The sequence below is a fragment of the Lysobacter rhizosphaerae genome, from assembly GCF_054779795.1.
The window spans coordinates 812,466-827,734 of sequence record NZ_BAAGXO010000001.1; the positions used below are offsets into that span (position 1 = coordinate 812,466).

Below are 15,269 nucleotides of genomic sequence, written 5' to 3' on the forward strand. Positions count from 1 at the left end.
TCAGGCCGCGCGCAGTTCGTTCTGGTGCGCGAGGAACCAGCGATAGGTTTCCTCGATGCCTTCGCGCAGGCCGATGCGCGCCTGCCAGCCGAGGCCGTGCAGGCGGCTGACGTCGAGCAGCTTGCGCGGCGTGCCGTCGGGCTTGGTCGTGTCGTTGACGATCGCGCCTTCGAAGCCGGTGATCTCCTTCACCATCTCCGCCAGTTCGCGGATACTGATGTCGTCGCCGACGCCGATGTTGACGATGTCCTCGCCTTCGTAGGTCTTCGTCAAATGCACGACGGCATCGGCGAGGTCATCGACGTGCAGGAATTCGCGGCGCGGGGTGCCGGTGCCCCACATCACCACGTCCTTGTCGCCACGCAGTTTGGCTTCGTGGAACTTGCGGATCAGCGCGGGCAGCACGTGCGAGTTGTTGAGGTCGAAGTTGTCGCCGGGGCCGTACAGGTTGGTCGGCATCAGGCTGATGGCGTTGAAGCCGTACTGGCGGCGGTAGGCCTGGCACAGTTTGATGCCGGCGATCTTGGCGATGGCGTACCACTCGTTGGTGGGTTCCAGCGCGCCAGTGAGGAGGTACTCCTCCTTGATCGGCTGCGGCGCCAGCTTCGGATAGATGCAGGAAGAGCCGAGGAAGGTCAGCTTCTTCGCGCCGTGGCGGTAGGCGGCGTCGATGACGTTGTCCTGGATCTGCAGGTTCTCGAACAGGAACTGCGCCGGGTAGGTGTTGTTGGCGTGGATGCCGCCGACCTTGGCCGCGGCGAGAAACACGACTTCGGGCTTGTGTTCGGTGAAGAACGCCTCGACCGAATCGCGGTTGCGCAGGTCGAGCTGGTCGCGCCCGGCCAGCAGCAGGTTGTCGTAGCCCTTGGTCTGCAGGTTGCGGACGATGGCGCCGCCGACCAGGCCGCGGTGGCCGGCGACGAAAATTCGGGAATCGGAATGCATGGGGAGGCTGCAAGGGGAATCTGGGCATTTTAGCGGAGCGGGGCTCCGGGCCGGCCTTCCCCCACCCCGGCCCTCCCCCGCAAGCGGGGGAGGGAGAGGAGCGGATGCTGCAGAGGGGGAGGGAGAGGAGCGGGTGCTGCAAGTTGGGAGGGAGAGGAGCGGGTGCTGCAAGTTGGGAGGGAGAGGAGCGGGTGCCGCAAGCGGGGGAGGGAGCGGAGCGGATGCTTGGCTTTGCTCCTTCCCCCGCTCGCGGGGGAAGGTTGGGATGGGGGGCACGGCGTCCACTGGCGCAACGGAATCCGACCATCCACCACGCCTTTTTCCTATCGTCCACCCGGCCCGCGCCAGCGACGATTGCCCCATCACTGCAATGGGGATCGCATGGATGCGAGAGGGGCAAAAACGGGACGTGGCCCGAAAGCTGCGCCACGCCATGACCGACGCCGAGCATCGGCTCTGGCGCGTGATTCGTCTGCGTCAGGTATCCGGGTGCAAATTCCGCCGCCAGTGCCCGATCGGGCCGTACGTGGCCGACTTTGTTTGTCTCGAGAGGTTGCTGGTTGTTGAAGTCGATGGTGGCCAGCATTGCGATTCGCGGACCGATCCGCGGCGCAACGCATACCTGCGAAGCCAGGGGTTTCGTGTGCTGAGGTTCTGGAATCACGATGTGCTGGGGAATCTCGCGGGGGTGTTCCAGGTGATTGAAGCGGCGCTGGCGGCCTTGGCCCCCACCCCAACTCTCCCCCGCAAGCGGGGGAGGGAGCGGAGCTTGCAAGAGCTAGAGCTGAGGCCTCGCGAGGGAGCGGAGTTGACGGTTGCGGCCTTGCCCCCCACCCCCCGCAAGCGGGGGAGGGAGCGGAGCTGATGCTTGCGGGAGGGAGCGGAGCTGATGCTTGCGGAGGGAGCGGAGCTGAAGCTTGCGGAGGGAGCGGAGCTGAAGCTTGCGGGAGGAAGTGGAGCTGAGGCTTGCGGGAGGAAGCGGAGCTGATGCTTGCGGGAGGAAGAGAAGCCGATACTTGCGGGCTTGGCCCCTTCCCCCGCGTGCGGGGGAAGGTTGGGATGGGGGCGCTCCGGAACCCACACAGGCCCAACATCGCCAATCCCCCCGCAATCCGCGAAAATGCGCGCGCACTGCCGACGGTTTCATGCCGTCGGCGTCTCCCAGCCACTTCCGAGCCTTTGCATGATCCCCGTAATCCTGTCCGGCGGTTCCGGTACCCGCCTGTGGCCGCTCTCGCGCGAAGCCTTTCCCAAGCAGTTCCTCAACCTGCTGGGCAAGCACTCGCTGCTGCAGTCGACGTGGGACCGCATCGCGCCACTGGCGACGTCGGCGCCGCTGGTGGTGGCCAACGAGGAACACCGCTTCATGGTCGCCGAGCAGCTGCGCGAGGCGGACTGCGTGCCGGCGGGAATCCTGCTCGAGCCGGTGGGCCGCAACACCGCGCCGGCGATCGCGATCGCCGCGCTGGAAGCCATGGCCGGCGGCGATGATCCGCTGCTGCTGGTGCTGCCCTCGGACCACGTGATCGTCGATGCCGACGGCTTCCGCGCCGCGGTGCAGGCAGCAATGCCGTCGGCGCAGGGCGGCAAGCTGATCACCTTCGGCATCGTGCCGACGGGGCCGGAAACCGGCTACGGCTACATCCAGGCCGAAGGTGGCCACGCCGCGGCAGGCGCGGGTGTGCGCGCCGTGGCGCAGTTCGTCGAGAAACCCGATGCGGCTACCGCGACGCAGTACGTGGCCAGCGGCGATTATTTCTGGAACAGCGGCATGTTCCTGTTCAAGGCGTCGGTGTATCTCGCCGAACTCGAACAGCACCGTCCCGAGATGCTCGCTGCGTGCCGCGAGGCGCTGCAGAAGGCCAAGCGTGACGCCGACTTCATCCGCCTCGACAAGGCCGCCTTCGCGGCGTGCCCGTCGGACTCCATCGACTACGCGGTGATGGAGAAGACCGCGCATGCGGCGGTGCTGCCGATCTCGGTCGGCTGGAACGACGTCGGCAGCTGGTCGGCGCTGTGGGAAGTCGCCGACCAGGACGGCAACGGCAACGCCCACCACGGCGATGTCCTCGCGCAGAACTGCCGCAACACGCTGGCGTGGGGCGACGGTCGCCTGCTCGCGTTGCTGGGGCTGGAGAACGTGGTCGTGGTCGACACCGACGACGCCGTGCTGGTCGCGCACAAGGACCATGTGCAGGACGTCAAGGGGATAGTGGCTGAGTTGAAGAAGCGCCAACGCCCCGAGCCGACCTGGCACCGCAAGGTCTACCGCCCGTGGGGTAGCTACGACTCGATCGACATGGGCGAGCGTTTCCAGGTCAAGCGCATCACGGTGAAGCCCGGCGCGGCGCTGAGCCTGCAGATGCACCATCACCGCGCCGAGCACTGGATCGTCGTCAGTGGCACCGGCCGCATCACCCGTGGCGACGAGACGATCATCCTCTCGGAAAACCAGAGCACCTACATCCCGCTGGGCGTGAAGCACCGCCTCGAGAATCCGGGCGTGATGCCGCTGGAACTGATCGAGGTGCAGTCGGGCAGTTATCTGGGCGAGGACGACATCGTCCGCTTCGAGGACGTGTACGGACGCGGGTGATGGATCCGCGTGCACAGCCGCTTCGCGACTGCGCACGCTTCACCGGATACATCAACGCAGGCGCAGGGCCGCGACCGTCGCCGTGATCCGTTCGATCACGTCCGGTAGCAGCGCGTAGTCGCGCGGATAGCTCAGGGTCAATACCGGCGTCTCGCAAGCGGCCTGCGCCGCCTGCGCGAACAGGCGTTCGACGTTGTCGTGATCGCCCAGATCGAGCTGAAAGCTGTTTCGTGTCAGCGCCATGCAGGCCGCCTGCGGCGCAAGCGATTCGATGACGATGGCGCGATCGTCGCGTGCGGGCTGCAGCAGCAGGATGGCGTCGATTGCGGCTGCCGTGCCGTTGCGGGCCGGAACGGGCTGGGCCAGGCGGCGCTTGTCGTTGTAGTGCGACATCGGCGTGGATTGATTGGCGCGTTCGGCGAACAGTGCGCCCAGCGAATCGGGCCACAGGCGCAGGCCCGGATAGCCGGGCACGGCGCGGATACGTGGCGGAGTGAAGTCGAGCAGCACGCCGTCGTCGCTGAGGACATCGGCACCGCTGCAGGCAAAGGCCGATGCCAACGTGGATTTGCCCATCCCGCTGTCGCCGAGGATCACCAGCACATGGTCTTGCGGCGTGCGCACGGCGCTGCCGTGCAGGACAAGATGACCGCGTTGCGCGAGCAGGCGCGGCAGCACCTGGTCGAGCAGTACGTGGCGGATGGATTCGATGCTGGCCGCGTCGTGCTGCCAGATCAGGATGCGGTCGTCTGGCGTGATCCGGGCCTGGCCGATGCCGGGGAAGTCGAAGTAGAAGTCGCGATCGAAGCGCAGGCACCGGAATGCCAGGTCGCCGTGCGGATCTACGAAATCGTGTTGCCAGTCGGGATCAGTCGCCGCCGGGATGATGGCGTTGTCGCTGAGCGCAACGTGGAGACTTGAATCCGGGGGGAGATCCGCTGGCGGGAGTTCCGGCAGCGGGATCTCGGATGCGATGCCTTGGGACGCGTAACTGTGGAAGGTCGGCATATCGGCGCAGGCCTGTCCAACGCGCGCCAGGGATCAAGGATGGCGGGTCAGCTGGTTCTTCTTGAATTCGCCCTTCGTGCCCGAACCACCCGCGGTGAGATCGCGGACGCGACCGTAACCGATCAGCTGCGGTGCACTGTAGGCCCGCTGTGCCGGATGGTGGTTCTTCTGGTCCTGCTGGTCCTGCATGTGAGCCCCCTGTGGCTTCTGGAATTCGTCGCGCCGGCCTGTGGCGGCTGGTCGTCACGCGATCGTAACCGAGTGCGATGGAAATCACACTATGGCGATGACCGCAGTCACATTGATGAATAGGGAATTCGCGAGCAGCCGGGAACGGCAAACACGCCGGATCGTGCAAGCGGTAGCGCCGTGAACGCTGCCCCGCAGCCAGGGCTTTCGACAAACAGCACAAAAAGTTCGGGCCGGCCCGCATGCGGACCGGCCCAACCGGGAACCCATCACGCGTGGCGTGTGTACTGGTGGCCGGGCACCGTCTTTTCGCCCTTGGGGCCGGAGCCACCCGCCGTCAGATCGCGGACGCGGCCGTATTGGGTGAGTTGCGGCGCGCTGTATTGCTGGCGCGGCTTGGTGTCGTTCGACACGGAATCCTGCTTGGCCTGCATGACATCCCCCCTACATCGGCAAAGTGAAATGTGACCCGCGTCTGAATTGCGGGCCGGCCCACTCTAGCTGAATGTGATGGGATTCACACAAATAAATTTGACAAACGTCGTGTTTATCCTGAACGACTCAGCCAGGCCCCCAGCGTCAGGGCCTCGCCTACGGCCTCGAAGGCTTCCGGGGTGGATGCGGCCAGGGCCGCATCGAGCTTGGCCAGGTCGACGTAGGGAGCCAGGACTCCGCGATGCGCCTGCAGCTGCTCGTGGAGCGGGTACCGGCCGCCCCCGGACAGGGCGGCATCATTGAACCGCCAGCCCAGGCTGGTCTTGTCCCGGCGCATGCGGACCGCCTCCGGCAGACGGCCCTGCATTGCCCGGCGCAGGATGGCCTTGCTCCAGCCATCGGACTGGCGTTGGCGATCGGGCAGGGTCACGGCGAATTCGATCAGCTGGCGATCCGTGAAGGGATGCCGTGGCTGGATTCCGTGGACGGCGGCGACGCGGTGGTAGCGCTCCAGTGCGGTCGTCACATAGGGATGTTGCAGGGCGGCCACGGACTCCGCACCGGCATCCCTTGGTGGAACTGACGGCCGTTGCGAGCGCAGCGTGCCCAGGCGTTCGCCCAGGGCGATGCGGTCGGCGAAGTCGCGGGCGATCAGCGAAGTCGCGATGTTCCGCCCGACCTCGTCCCCTTTCCGCCGGTCGCGTACCGCCTGCAGCGCAGGCTGCGGCACGAGGCCGCGCACCATCGCCCGTCCCAGTTGCTGCAGCGTCGATGGGCCATCCGGGTACATGCGCCGATCCGCGCGTGCGTTGCGGAGTGCCTGCCGCCATCGCCCGCGGCGCATGTGACGGGCCAGGCTGTCGCCGGCCAGGAACAGGCTGTCGCCATCGATTCCGTCCATGACGGCTTCCACGCCCATGCGCGCGGCCAGCAGGTACTGCGCATGGATCAGGGTCATGGTGCCGTCGAACGGCTCCTCCGAATCAAGCATGCGTTCGCGCAGGGTGTCCGCGATGGGCGCGATACCAGCGAGATCGGCGACCGACGGCTGAAAGCCGGGCAGGGCCAGCATCGCCTCGACCGCCCGGGTTTCCGGGCAGTCGGGCATGGCGCTGTTGATGGCGGAAAACGTGGGCAGCGGGCCGCTGCCGCGGGCAGCCAGTTGCGCGGCGGCCACCACCGCAAGCGACGAGGAATCCAGTCCGCCACTGAGCATGCAGCCGATGCGCGCCGGACCTTCCAGGTGGCGCGCAACCGCGCGTTCCAGGATTGCAGTGAAGGCTTCGGCCCACTCGCCATCCGTCTTCGGCGGGTTCGCAGGTCGCAGTGGCTGCAATGTCCAGTAGCGTTGCCGGCGACTGCCCTGCGCGTCGATCCACAGGCTGTGGGCGGGCGGCAGGCGCGCGATCTCACGGTAGAAGGTCGAGGTCTTGTCGATGCCTTCGAGCTGCGTCACCAGGAAATCGGCGATGCGGCCTTCGTTGAACGTCTTCGGCACATCCGGGTGCGCCAGGATCGCGTCGGCGCTGCTGGCGAAGGCGACGAATCGACCCGGCGCGTGATGGAGATAAAGCGGGCGAACGCCCATTGCATCGCGGGCGCAGAACAGGCCGCCCTTGCGCGGGTCATGGATGGCAAAGGCGAAATCGCCTTCCAGGTGTTCGACGCAGCGGTCTCCCCAGCGCAGCCATGCGTGCAGGATCAACCCGGCGTCCGTGCCAGTGCCGCTGTGCGCGGACAGGCCGAGCTTGCGTGCGAGCGTGGCGGTGTCCTGCAGGCGGCTGTCGGCGACGACGACGCAGCCGGGGTCCGGATCACGCTGCAGCAGCGGCGGAGCGTGCGGCTGTTCGCTGGAGGCCCAGTGGGCGCCGGCGAATGCCGCCGGACCGTCCTGCCACTGTTCGTGCACCGACCACGTCGTGCGCACCAGCGTCGACCGCATCGCGGCCAGTGGGGCGGCGGCGGCCGGTTGTCCATCGAGGTGGAGGAAGCCACAGATGCCTTGCATGGAGAGACGTGCCCGTGTCGCTGGTAGCATCAGTGTGATGGATTTGCGATCCCAGGTAATGACGCCGCGACAGTGGCTGGCCGACGCGCTGCGCGACGATGCGGTCGCGTCGTCGCCTTGGGGCGGAGACATAGGGCTCTTGCTGGACGCGGCGCAGCTCGAAGGCGTCGTTGCACTGGTCGCCGATCGTTTGCGGCGGATGCCCGCGGGAGATCCGGTGCGCGATGCCTTCCAGCAGGCCAGTCGTGCCGAGGCAATACAGGGCCTGCTGCGCGATACCGAATGCCGGCGGGCACTGGCGTTGCTCGAAGCCGATGGACTGCCGGCACTCCTGCTGAAGGGGACCGCGGTGGCGTGGTGGCTGTATGCCGAGCCCTACCTGCGCACGCGTGCCGACGTGGATCTCCTGTTCGCCTCGCCGGCGCAGACCGAACGCGCGGCACGGGTGCTGCGCCAGCATGGATTCAGCGGAGGATTCCACTTCGGCGAGCCTGCGCACGAGGTCACCATGCGCACGCGGGTGGCGGGATCGCAACCGCTGGAATTCGACCTGCATTGGAGCCTGTTCAACGCGCCGCTTTTCGCGGGGGTATTTCCTTTCGAAGAACTGCTTGCGGATTCGATTCCCCTGCCAGGCCTCGCACCCACCGCGCGTGGACTGTCGCCACCGCATGCGTTCATCCACGCCTGCATCCACCGCTGCAAGAACCTGCATTTCGGCCCCGGCGATCGCCTGAAGTGGCTGTACGACCTGCACCTCATGGCGCGATGCATGTCGGCTGCGGAGTGGGAGCGGGTGCTCCTGCTATGCCGCCGGCATGGCGTGGGGGGCATCTGCCTGGAAGGTCTGCAGAAGGCGCAGGACAGCTTTGGAGACGGGGCGCCCGCCGCGGTGATCGCCGCGCTTGCGCAGGCAGGCAGCGGGGAACGAATCGACGTGCGCCGGCTGGCCGACTGGCGTTACATGCAGTGGATGAACTTCAAGGCCTTGCCCACGCACGCGGCCCGCCTGCGCTGGCTGTGGCAGAGGCTGTTCCCGCCGACCGGGTACCTGCGCGAAATCTACGGCGAAGCCGATGCCGGACGCGGAGCGCTGTTGCTGGAGCGGGTACGGCGCCTGGGACAGCGGCTGGAGTGATGCCGACTGGAGTTGGCGTGGCGCGCACGGGGTCAGTTCCCCTGCATGTACAACACCGGCGGCAGTTCCCGCGACTGTGCGAGTGGGACGCCTTCCAGTTCCACCCACGCGTGCGCATCCAGCTGGTCGCCGGCGCGCCGCGCGCCGATGCGCAGTTGCGCGGGCAGGCCGCGCCGGCACAGCCACCATTGCACGGCCAGCGCCTGGCGCAGGCAGGTGTTCTGCCAGGCGCCATGGCGCCCGGCAATGTTGGCGAGTTCGGCGATGCGCTGGGCATCCGCCATCACATCATCCGTGCATGGCGCCGGCGCAGCAGGGGCATGGGTCACGCCGAGCAGCGATTGCGTGCGGCGCAGGCCCAACGTGCGCAGGGCGATGTCGACGAGCGGCACCAGCACCACCAGCCCGAGCAGCCGCGTGCGATCCGTCCACGACAGGCGCCACCAGCGCGACCAGCGGCCGTCATTCGATGCTGACGAGTCCGGCATCGGCAAGTTGGGTGAGCAGGGCGAGCAGGTCGTGCTCCAGTTGCGCGGGCGCCACGTCGTATTCGTCCAGCAGCGTGCGGTAGGCCGCCTGCACGTCGGGGTCGCGCTGCAGCAGCTGCATCATTCGAGTGCCCACGGCATTCAGGCCGAAGTACTGCTCGCTGGCGAGGTCGAGGATCACGGCTTCGTCGCCGGTCTGTTGCATGCGCATCTGCGGCGACGGCCGCGCGCGGCATGCTAGCGTTGGGACTGGATTGGGCACTTGGCGGCGGTTCGTGGATTCGGAAGCAACGGGAGCAGCGTACGGCCGCGCGCGCGCGCGAGTAAAGCCGGCGACGCAGGGGAGGGGGATGAAGTGAAGCAGCGCGAGGACTATGCCTTCCTTCTGGGTTTGGCGCGACCGTACTCGGGCGCGTTGCTGGGCGTGCTGCTGCTGATGTGCCTGCAAAGCGGCGCGGCGCTCGCCACGCCCTGGCTGGCGGGTCGGTTCTCCGCGGCGGTGCTGGAGGCGCAGCCGGTGGGAATGCTGCTGGCAGGCTGGTTCGTAGTGGTCGTGGTGCAGGCGGTGCTGGGCTATATCGTGGCGGTGCGTTCGCAGGCGGTGGCCTCGCACCTGATCGCCGACGCCTCGATGCGGGTGTTCGACCATCTGCAGTCGCTGCCACTGCACTGGCATGCCGGCCGCCAGCGTGGCGCGGTTCTGGCGCTGCTGACGCAGGATGTCGCACGGCTTGGGAACTTCCTGACTGGCACGCTGATCTCGCTGGCGCCATTGCTGCTGACGTGCGCGGGTGCGTTCGTGATGATGGTGCGGATCGATCCGGGCATCGGCATCGCGATTGCGTTGCTGGTACCCCTGCTGTTCATTGGCCTGAAGCTCGTCGGCCGGCGTCTGCGGCCGCTGGCTGAGGCGGAGGTCGAGGCCTACGCGCAGCGCTCGGCCCTGGCCGAGCAGAACCTGGTGATGCTGCCGATCGTCAAGGCATTCTCCGGGGAGGGCGCGGAGTCGCAACGTTTTGCCGAGCAGGCGCAGCGGCTGCATGCGCTGGAGCTGCGCCAGAATCGACTGGAGAACCTGATCGCACCGGTGGTCCGGGTGGTCGTGGCGGCGGCGGTGCTGGTGTTGCTTTGGTTCGCGAGCCGTCGCCTGGCCGGTGGCGCCCTGTACGCCGCCGACCTCGTCACCTTGCTGCTGTATGGATTGCTGTTGACCCAGCCGTTGGGCCAGTTGGCCAATGTGTACGGACAACTGCAGAGCGCGCGTGGTGCCACGCGACGCCTGGTCGAACTGTTCGCGCAGGCGCGCGAGCCCGATGACGGCCGCCAGTCGCTGGCGCAGGTGCGCGGTGAGGTGGTTTTCGAAGGCGTTGGCTTCGCGCACCCGGGACGCGAACCGGTCCTGCGCGACCTCGACCTGCATGTGCGCGCGGGCGAAACGGTAGCGCTCACCGGTCCGAACGGCGCAGGCAAGACCACGCTGGCGCACCTGCTGCTGCGCCTGGCCGATCCGCAGTCCGGCCGGATCACCCTCGATGGCGTGGACCTGCGCGAACTGAGCCTGCGCAGCCTGCGCGACCACGTCGGGCTGGTCGCGCAGAACGTGCTGCTGTTCAACGCCTCGGTGGCCGACAACATCGGTTATGGCAATGCCGACGCCGGTCGTGCCGACATCGAGCGCGCCGCGCAGGCCGCGCGCGCGCATGACTTCATCGTGGGCCTGCCGCAGGGCTACGACACCGTCGTCGGCGACCAGGGCGTGCGCCTGTCGGGTGGCCAGCGCCAGCGCATCGCGCTGGCGCGCGCGCTGCTCAAGGACCCGGCCGTGCTCATCCTCGATGAAGCGACGGCGATGTTCGATCCGGAAGGCGAGCAGGAATTCATCGCCGAGTGCCACGAGTTGCTGCGCCAGCGCACGGTAATGCTGATCACGCACCGCCCGGCCAGCCTGGCGCTGGCCGATCGCGTGCTGCGCTTGCAGGATGGGGTGCTGGTGGCGGTGCGCTAGCTGCTGCCCCCACCCCAACCCTCCCCCGCAAGCGGGGGAGGGAGCGGAGCGAGGAGCTGCTCCTTCCCCCGCTTGCGGGGGAAGGTTGGGATAGGGGCTACTCTGCCCCTTCCCCCGCTTGCGGGGGAAGGTTGGGATGGGGGCGCGCCCTACTCGATCTGCTCCCGCGCGTACGCGGCATCCAGTGCTTCCATCGCATCGACCGGCTTGACCTTCGCGGCCTTCTCATAGGCCGCGGCTGCGTCGTCTTCCTTCTTGTCGCCGTACAACAGCATCAGCACGTTGCCGTGCTCGATGTGGGCGATGGGGGAATTGGGGGTCAGCTTCAGCGCGGTCTTGATGTGCTTCTCGGCCTCGGCGGGCTTGGCGCCATAGGTCATGCCACCGATCAGCGCGCCGATCTTGTTGACGATCTCGGCGTGATACACCGCCATCGCGGTGTGCGCTTCGGCATGCTTGGGTGCGAGTTCCAGGGTGGTGTCCAGCGCGGTGCGGACCTTGCTCGCGATGCCTTCCTTGAGCGCCTGCACGATCGACAGACCCTGGCTGTAGCGGCCCAGGGCGAAGGCGAGGCGGTAATGGCTGTTGGCTTCGGCCGGCAATGCCTTGGCCGCCGCTTCGGCGAGTTGGGCCGCCTGTTCGAAGCGCTTGAGTTTTTCGGCATCGCTGCCGACGAGGTAGGTGGCGTGGATGCCGATCGCCTTCACCGCGACCGAGGCGCCGATGGGGCCGAGCTTCTCGCCCGCGTCGAAAGCGGCCTTGAAGTCGCCGTGGTGAAAAGCACGCCACGCTTCCTGCAGGGCTTCCGACAGCGCGCCGGCGTCGAGCTTGGGCGCGGCCTTTCCGGCCGCCTTGAGCAGGATGGCGGCGTGCTTCGCGTCCGGGAAGGGCTCGCAGTCACCGGCATGGAGCTGGGGCCATGCTTTCTTCAATGCGTCGCCGGCGTAGGCAAAACCCTTGGCGTCGTGCGGAAATGCAGTCCATTTGGCGGCCATGCGAACTCCTTCAGCCTGTAGGGCGGGTCCTGGCCCGCCGCAGTGGTGGTCAGCGGATGGTCAAGACCCTTCCTGCATCAGTCGATGTAGGCGCGGGTCAGGTGGTTGAGGTGCAGGCGTTCGGCGTCGCGCAGGAACGGCGCCAGCAGCATCATCACCTGCACGATGCCGGCGCGGATCGCTTCGTGTTCGTCCTTGTCGCCGCGCGCCGAGGCGTAGTTGAGCCAGAACGTCGCGATCACCAGCACGTTGGTTGCGGTCGCGGCCAGTTCGTCGCCGGAAGCGCGCATCACGCCGGCCTGCGAAAGCCCGCGCATGACCGAATGCGCCTGCTCGTCGGCGCGCCTGAGGATGCGCGCGAAACGCAGGCGCAGGCGACGGTTGCGGCTGAGGATCTCGACCAGGTCGCGGTAGAGGAAGCGGTAGTCCCAGATCGACTCGAACACCAGGTGCAGCTGCAGCCAGATGTCCTCGAGCCCCGGCAGGCGGCCCTCGGGGGCGGCCAGCGCGGCGTCCATGCGCTCCTCGAAGCGCGCGAACAGCTGCTCGATGATGTCGTCCTTGTTGCGGAAGTGGTAGTACAGGTTGCCGGGGCTGATCTCCAGCTCATCGGCGATGTGGTTCGTGGTGACGTTGGGTTCGCCCTGCGCGTTGAACATGGCCAGGCTGGCATCGAGGATGCGTTGGCGGGTCTGCCTGGCCATCGGTCGCAGCGCCTCAGGCGCGCAGTTTCTTGACCAGGTCGACGTACTTCTTCATGGCGTCGTCCTGGCTGGTGCCCTTGAGCTTCGCCCACGCCTCGTACTTGGCGGTGCCGACGAAATCGAAGAATCCCGGCTTCGCGCCGGACACGTCGCCCTCGGAGCCCTGCTTGAACAATGCGTACAGGCGCAGCAGCGTGTCGTTGTCGGGACGCTCGGACAGCGCGTGGACGTCCTTCGCGGCCTGTTCGAATTGGGACTTCAGATCGGCCATGGCGGCGGCTCCGTGCTGGTGAGGCGGCATCACAGCATGGGCCTATTGCACGGTCAATACTGGGGCTGCTGGTGCGCACGCAATGGCTCGCGTTGCTTCTCCATGGCCGTCAGGTGGTGTTGCGCGACGCAGCGCCTTGCTGCCTGCAAGGTCAAGTCGCGCGACGCCGCATGGCGGCGGCCATGGAGAAGCAACCCGGAGGGCCAAGCCTGGGGACGCGCGGGGCAGCGTCATCGCTCGGTCGCGTATCGACATACGCTCCTTCACTCTTCCTTGCCCCACACGCCCCCAGGCATGGCGCGAGCCATCGCGTGCGCACCAGCAGTCCCATGGGCATTGTCGGCTGTCGCAGGCTCTGGCAACGTAGCCCAAGGTCGGCAACCCCCGTTGTGCCGGCGTTCTCGGGAGAGCAGGGCATGAGCTACTTCGTTACCGGTGCCACCGGTTTCATCGGGCGCTATCTGGTCAGCAAGCTGCTGGAGCGCAAAGGCACCGTGCACGTGCTGGTGCGCAAGGACTCGCAGAAGAAGTTCGATGCCATCGCCAAGCAGGCGGGCTGGGACATGAAACGCGTTGTCGTCGTCAACGGCGACATGACCGCGGCGAAGTGCGGGGTCAGTGCGGCGCAGGCCAGGGCGCTGACGGGGAAGGTCAAGCACTTCTTCCACCTGGCGGCGATCTATGACCTGACCGCCGATGCGGCATCCCAGCGCGCGGCGAACATCGACGGGACGCGCAACGCGCTGGACCTGGCCGCGGCCATCGGCGCGGGCTGTTTCCACCACACCAGTTCGATCGCGGCGGCAGGCTTGTACCAGGGCGTGTTCCGCGAGGACATGTTCGACGAAGCCGAGGGCCTGGACGATCCGTACCTGGCCACCAAGCACGAATCCGAAGGCCTGGTGCGCAACGAAAAGCGCATCAAGTGGCGCATCTACCGCCCGGGCATGGTCGTCGGCCATTCCCAGACCGGCCAGATCGACAAGATCGACGGCCCGTACTACTTCTTCCCCCTGATCAAGAAGCTGCGCGAGATGCTGCCGCAGTGGATGCCGACGCTCGGCATCGAGGGTGGCCGCATCAACATCGTGCCGGTCGACTACGTGGTCGATGCGATGGATCACATCGCGCACAAGCCCAAGCTGGACGGCCACTGCTTCCACCTGACCGATCCGGAGCCGATGCGCGTCGGCGAGGTGCTCAACACCTTCTGCCGCGCCGGCCACGCGCCGGAAATGACCATGCGCATCGACGCGCGCATGTTCGCCTTCGTGCCCAGTGGCATCCGTTCCGCGGTGGGCAACCTGCCGCCGGTGAAACGCTTCATCGGCATGCTGCTGCGCGACTTCAAGATCCCGAAGGAGGTGTTGAAGTTCATCACCTATCCGACCCGCTTCGACAACCGCGAGGCCGAGCGCGCATTGCGCGGCAGTGGCATCGCCGTGCCGAGGCTGGACGACTACGCCTGGCGCCTGTGGGATCACTGGGAACGCAACCTGGATCCGGACCTGTTCGTCGACCGTTCGCTGAAGGGCAAGGTCAAGGGCAAGGTCGTGGTGATCACGGGTGGCTCCTCCGGCATCGGCCTGTCCACGGCGCAGCGCGTGGCCGAGGCGGGCGCGATCACGGTGATCATCGCGCGCGGCGAGGCAGAGCTGTTCAAGGCGCGCGACGAGATGAAGAAGGCAGGCGGCAAGGTCTTCGCCTACACCGCCGACCTGTCCGACATGGCCGATTGCGACCGGCTGGTGAAGCAGGTGCTGGAGGCGCACGGCCACGTCGACGTGCTGATCAACAACGCCGGCCGTTCGATCCGCCGTTCGATCGAGCTCAGCTACGACCGCTTCCACGATTTCGAGCGCACCATGCAGCTGAACTATTTCGGCAGCCTGCGCCTGATCATGGGCTTCATGCCCGGCATGACCCATCGCCGTCGCGGCCACATCATCAACATCTCCTCGATCGGCGTGCTGGCCAATTCGCCGCGCTTCTCGGCGTATGTCGCGTCGAAGGCGGCGCTGGACGCGTGGAGCCGCTGCGCGCAGGGCGAGTTGTCGGGCAAGGGCATCTCCTTCACCACGATCAACATGCCGTTGGTGAAGACGCCGATGATCGCGCCGACCAAGATGTACGAGAGCGTGCCGACACTATCCCCGGAAGAAGCGGCCGACCTGGTGGTCAAGGGCATTATTGAACGCCCCAGCCGGATTGCCACGCGCCTGGGTATCTTCGCCTCGGTGGTCAACGCAGTGGCGCCGAAGGCCTACGAAGTGGTGATGAGCACGGCGTTCGAGCTGTTCCCGGACTCGGCCGCCGCCAAGGGCGACAAGGCCGCGCTGCGCGGTGAATCGCAGCCGAGCAACGAACAGATCGCCTTCGCGGCGCTGATGCGGGGCGTGCACTGGTGAACCCGCGGTCACGAGCCGCCTGTCGGGGGCTCGTGCAGGCTTTCCGGCGCGGCATGGATGCCGTAGGGCAGCGATCCCA

General features: G+C 67.0%; 14 protein-coding genes and 1 pseudogene. 5 read left to right on the forward strand and 10 right to left on the reverse strand.

The features are described 5' to 3' along the window. The gene (gene fcl, locus ACYVGE_RS03790; RefSeq protein ID WP_460727151.1) at positions 1-945 is read right to left on the reverse strand and encodes a GDP-L-fucose synthase; all 945 of its coding nucleotides are present in this window, start codon (positions 943-945) and stop codon (positions 1-3) included. Positions 946-1,330: 385 nt separating this feature from the next. On the opposite strand from fcl, the pseudogene ACYVGE_RS03795 reads away from it, so the two are divergent. Both ACYVGE_RS03795 and ACYVGE_RS03800 read left to right on the forward strand, forming a co-directional pair. Next, a pseudogene (locus ACYVGE_RS03795) lies at positions 1,331-1,660 on the forward strand (endonuclease domain-containing protein); the annotation flags it as partial. Positions 1,661-2,128: 468 nt separating this feature from the next. Beyond that, a complete protein-coding gene (locus ACYVGE_RS03800; RefSeq protein ID WP_460727153.1) occupies positions 2,129-3,541 on the forward strand; it encodes a mannose-1-phosphate guanylyltransferase/mannose-6-phosphate isomerase in 1,413 nt (470 codons plus the stop codon). Between the two features lie 51 nt (positions 3,542-3,592). Here ACYVGE_RS03800 and ACYVGE_RS03805 read toward each other — a convergent pair whose 3' ends face one another. The 4 genes from ACYVGE_RS03805 to ACYVGE_RS03820 form a co-directional block, all read right to left on the reverse strand. Further along, positions 3,593-4,549: a hypothetical protein gene (locus tag ACYVGE_RS03805; protein WP_460727155.1), complete on the reverse strand. Its 957-nt coding sequence runs from the start codon at positions 4,547-4,549 to the stop codon at positions 3,593-3,595. Positions 4,550-4,582: 33 nt separating this feature from the next. Next, the gene (locus ACYVGE_RS03810; RefSeq protein ID WP_460727157.1) at positions 4,583-4,738 is read right to left on the reverse strand and encodes a lasso RiPP family leader peptide-containing protein; all 156 of its coding nucleotides are present in this window, start codon (positions 4,736-4,738) and stop codon (positions 4,583-4,585) included. Positions 4,739-5,007: 269 nt separating this feature from the next. Continuing rightward, positions 5,008-5,172, reverse strand: a complete 165-nt coding sequence (locus tag ACYVGE_RS03815; RefSeq protein WP_460727159.1) for a lasso RiPP family leader peptide-containing protein — start codon at positions 5,170-5,172, stop codon at positions 5,008-5,010. 113 nt (positions 5,173-5,285) lie between these two features. Then, on the reverse strand, positions 5,286-7,181 hold the full coding sequence (locus tag ACYVGE_RS03820) for an asparagine synthase-related protein (RefSeq protein WP_460727161.1): 1,896 nt from the start codon (positions 7,179-7,181) through the stop codon (positions 5,286-5,288). Between the two features lie 37 nt (positions 7,182-7,218). On the opposite strand from ACYVGE_RS03820, the gene ACYVGE_RS03825 reads away from it, so the two are divergent. Then, positions 7,219-8,319, forward strand: a complete 1,101-nt coding sequence (locus tag ACYVGE_RS03825) for a nucleotidyltransferase family protein (protein ID WP_460727163.1) — start codon at positions 7,219-7,221, stop codon at positions 8,317-8,319. A 32-nt stretch (positions 8,320-8,351) separates the two neighbouring features. Here the strand turns inward: ACYVGE_RS03825 and ACYVGE_RS03830 are convergent, their stop codons facing one another. Together ACYVGE_RS03830 and ACYVGE_RS03835 are read right to left on the reverse strand one after the other, a co-directional pair. Continuing rightward, on the reverse strand, positions 8,352-8,807 hold the full coding sequence (locus ACYVGE_RS03830) for a lasso peptide biosynthesis B2 protein (RefSeq protein WP_460727165.1): 456 nt from the start codon (positions 8,805-8,807) through the stop codon (positions 8,352-8,354). Further along, positions 8,782-9,012 carry a PqqD family protein gene (locus ACYVGE_RS03835; RefSeq protein WP_460727167.1) on the reverse strand — a complete coding sequence of 77 codons (231 nt, stop codon included), beginning with the start codon at positions 9,010-9,012 and terminating at the stop codon, positions 8,782-8,784. The genes ACYVGE_RS03830 and ACYVGE_RS03835 overlap by 26 nt, the downstream gene beginning before the upstream one ends. 150 nt (positions 9,013-9,162) lie before the next feature. On the opposite strand from ACYVGE_RS03835, the gene ACYVGE_RS03840 reads away from it, so the two are divergent. Continuing rightward, entirely contained in the window at positions 9,163-10,812 is a 1,650-nt protein-coding gene (locus ACYVGE_RS03840; RefSeq protein ID WP_460727169.1) for an ABC transporter ATP-binding protein, read from the forward strand. A 149-nt stretch (positions 10,813-10,961) separates the two neighbouring features. Here the strand turns inward: ACYVGE_RS03840 and ACYVGE_RS03845 are convergent, their stop codons facing one another. From ACYVGE_RS03845 to ACYVGE_RS03855, 3 genes are all read right to left on the reverse strand, one after another. After that, positions 10,962-11,807, reverse strand: coding sequence for a hypothetical protein (locus ACYVGE_RS03845; protein ID WP_460727171.1), 846 nt, complete (start codon positions 11,805-11,807; stop codon positions 10,962-10,964). 77 nt (positions 11,808-11,884) lie between these two features. Beyond that, on the reverse strand, positions 11,885-12,511 hold the full coding sequence (locus tag ACYVGE_RS03850; RefSeq protein ID WP_310052103.1) for a TetR/AcrR family transcriptional regulator: 627 nt from the start codon (positions 12,509-12,511) through the stop codon (positions 11,885-11,887). Between the two features lie 13 nt (positions 12,512-12,524). Next, complete coding sequence (locus ACYVGE_RS03855) at positions 12,525-12,782, reverse strand: acyl-CoA-binding protein (RefSeq protein WP_310052106.1); 258 nt, start codon at positions 12,780-12,782, stop codon at positions 12,525-12,527. A gap of 416 nt (positions 12,783-13,198) precedes the next feature. On the opposite strand from ACYVGE_RS03855, the gene ACYVGE_RS03860 reads away from it, so the two are divergent. Then, complete coding sequence (locus tag ACYVGE_RS03860; RefSeq protein ID WP_460727174.1) at positions 13,199-15,190, forward strand: SDR family oxidoreductase; 1,992 nt, start codon at positions 13,199-13,201, stop codon at positions 15,188-15,190. The last annotated feature ends 79 nt before the right edge of the window (positions 15,191-15,269 follow it).

Bases quoted from the DNA above. Each gene is read 5' to 3' on its own strand.
- fcl (WP_460727151.1), bottom strand. From the start codon at position 945: ATGCATTCCGATTCCCGAATTTTCGTCGCCGGCCACCGCGGCCTGGTC.
- ACYVGE_RS03800 (WP_460727153.1), top strand. From the start codon at position 2,129: ATGATCCCCGTAATCCTGTCCGGCGGTTCCGGTACCCGCCTGTGGCCG.
- ACYVGE_RS03805 (WP_460727155.1), bottom strand. From the start codon at position 4,549: ATGCCGACCTTCCACAGTTACGCGTCCCAAGGCATCGCATCCGAGATC.
- ACYVGE_RS03810 (WP_460727157.1), bottom strand. From the start codon at position 4,738: ATGCAGGACCAGCAGGACCAGAAGAACCACCATCCGGCACAGCGGGCC.
- ACYVGE_RS03815 (WP_460727159.1), bottom strand. From the start codon at position 5,172: ATGCAGGCCAAGCAGGATTCCGTGTCGAACGACACCAAGCCGCGCCAG.
- ACYVGE_RS03820 (WP_460727161.1), bottom strand. From the start codon at position 7,181: ATGCAAGGCATCTGTGGCTTCCTCCACCTCGATGGACAACCGGCCGCC.
- ACYVGE_RS03825 (WP_460727163.1), top strand. From the start codon at position 7,219: ATGGATTTGCGATCCCAGGTAATGACGCCGCGACAGTGGCTGGCCGAC.
- ACYVGE_RS03830 (WP_460727165.1), bottom strand. From the start codon at position 8,807: ATGCCGGACTCGTCAGCATCGAATGACGGCCGCTGGTCGCGCTGGTGG.
- ACYVGE_RS03835 (WP_460727167.1), bottom strand. From the start codon at position 9,012: ATGCAACAGACCGGCGACGAAGCCGTGATCCTCGACCTCGCCAGCGAG.
- ACYVGE_RS03845 (WP_460727171.1), bottom strand. From the start codon at position 11,807: ATGGCCGCCAAATGGACTGCATTTCCGCACGACGCCAAGGGTTTTGCC.
- ACYVGE_RS03850 (WP_310052103.1), bottom strand. From the start codon at position 12,511: ATGGCCAGGCAGACCCGCCAACGCATCCTCGATGCCAGCCTGGCCATG.
- ACYVGE_RS03855 (WP_310052106.1), bottom strand. From the start codon at position 12,782: ATGGCCGATCTGAAGTCCCAATTCGAACAGGCCGCGAAGGACGTCCAC.
- ACYVGE_RS03860 (WP_460727174.1), top strand. From the start codon at position 13,199: ATGAGCTACTTCGTTACCGGTGCCACCGGTTTCATCGGGCGCTATCTG.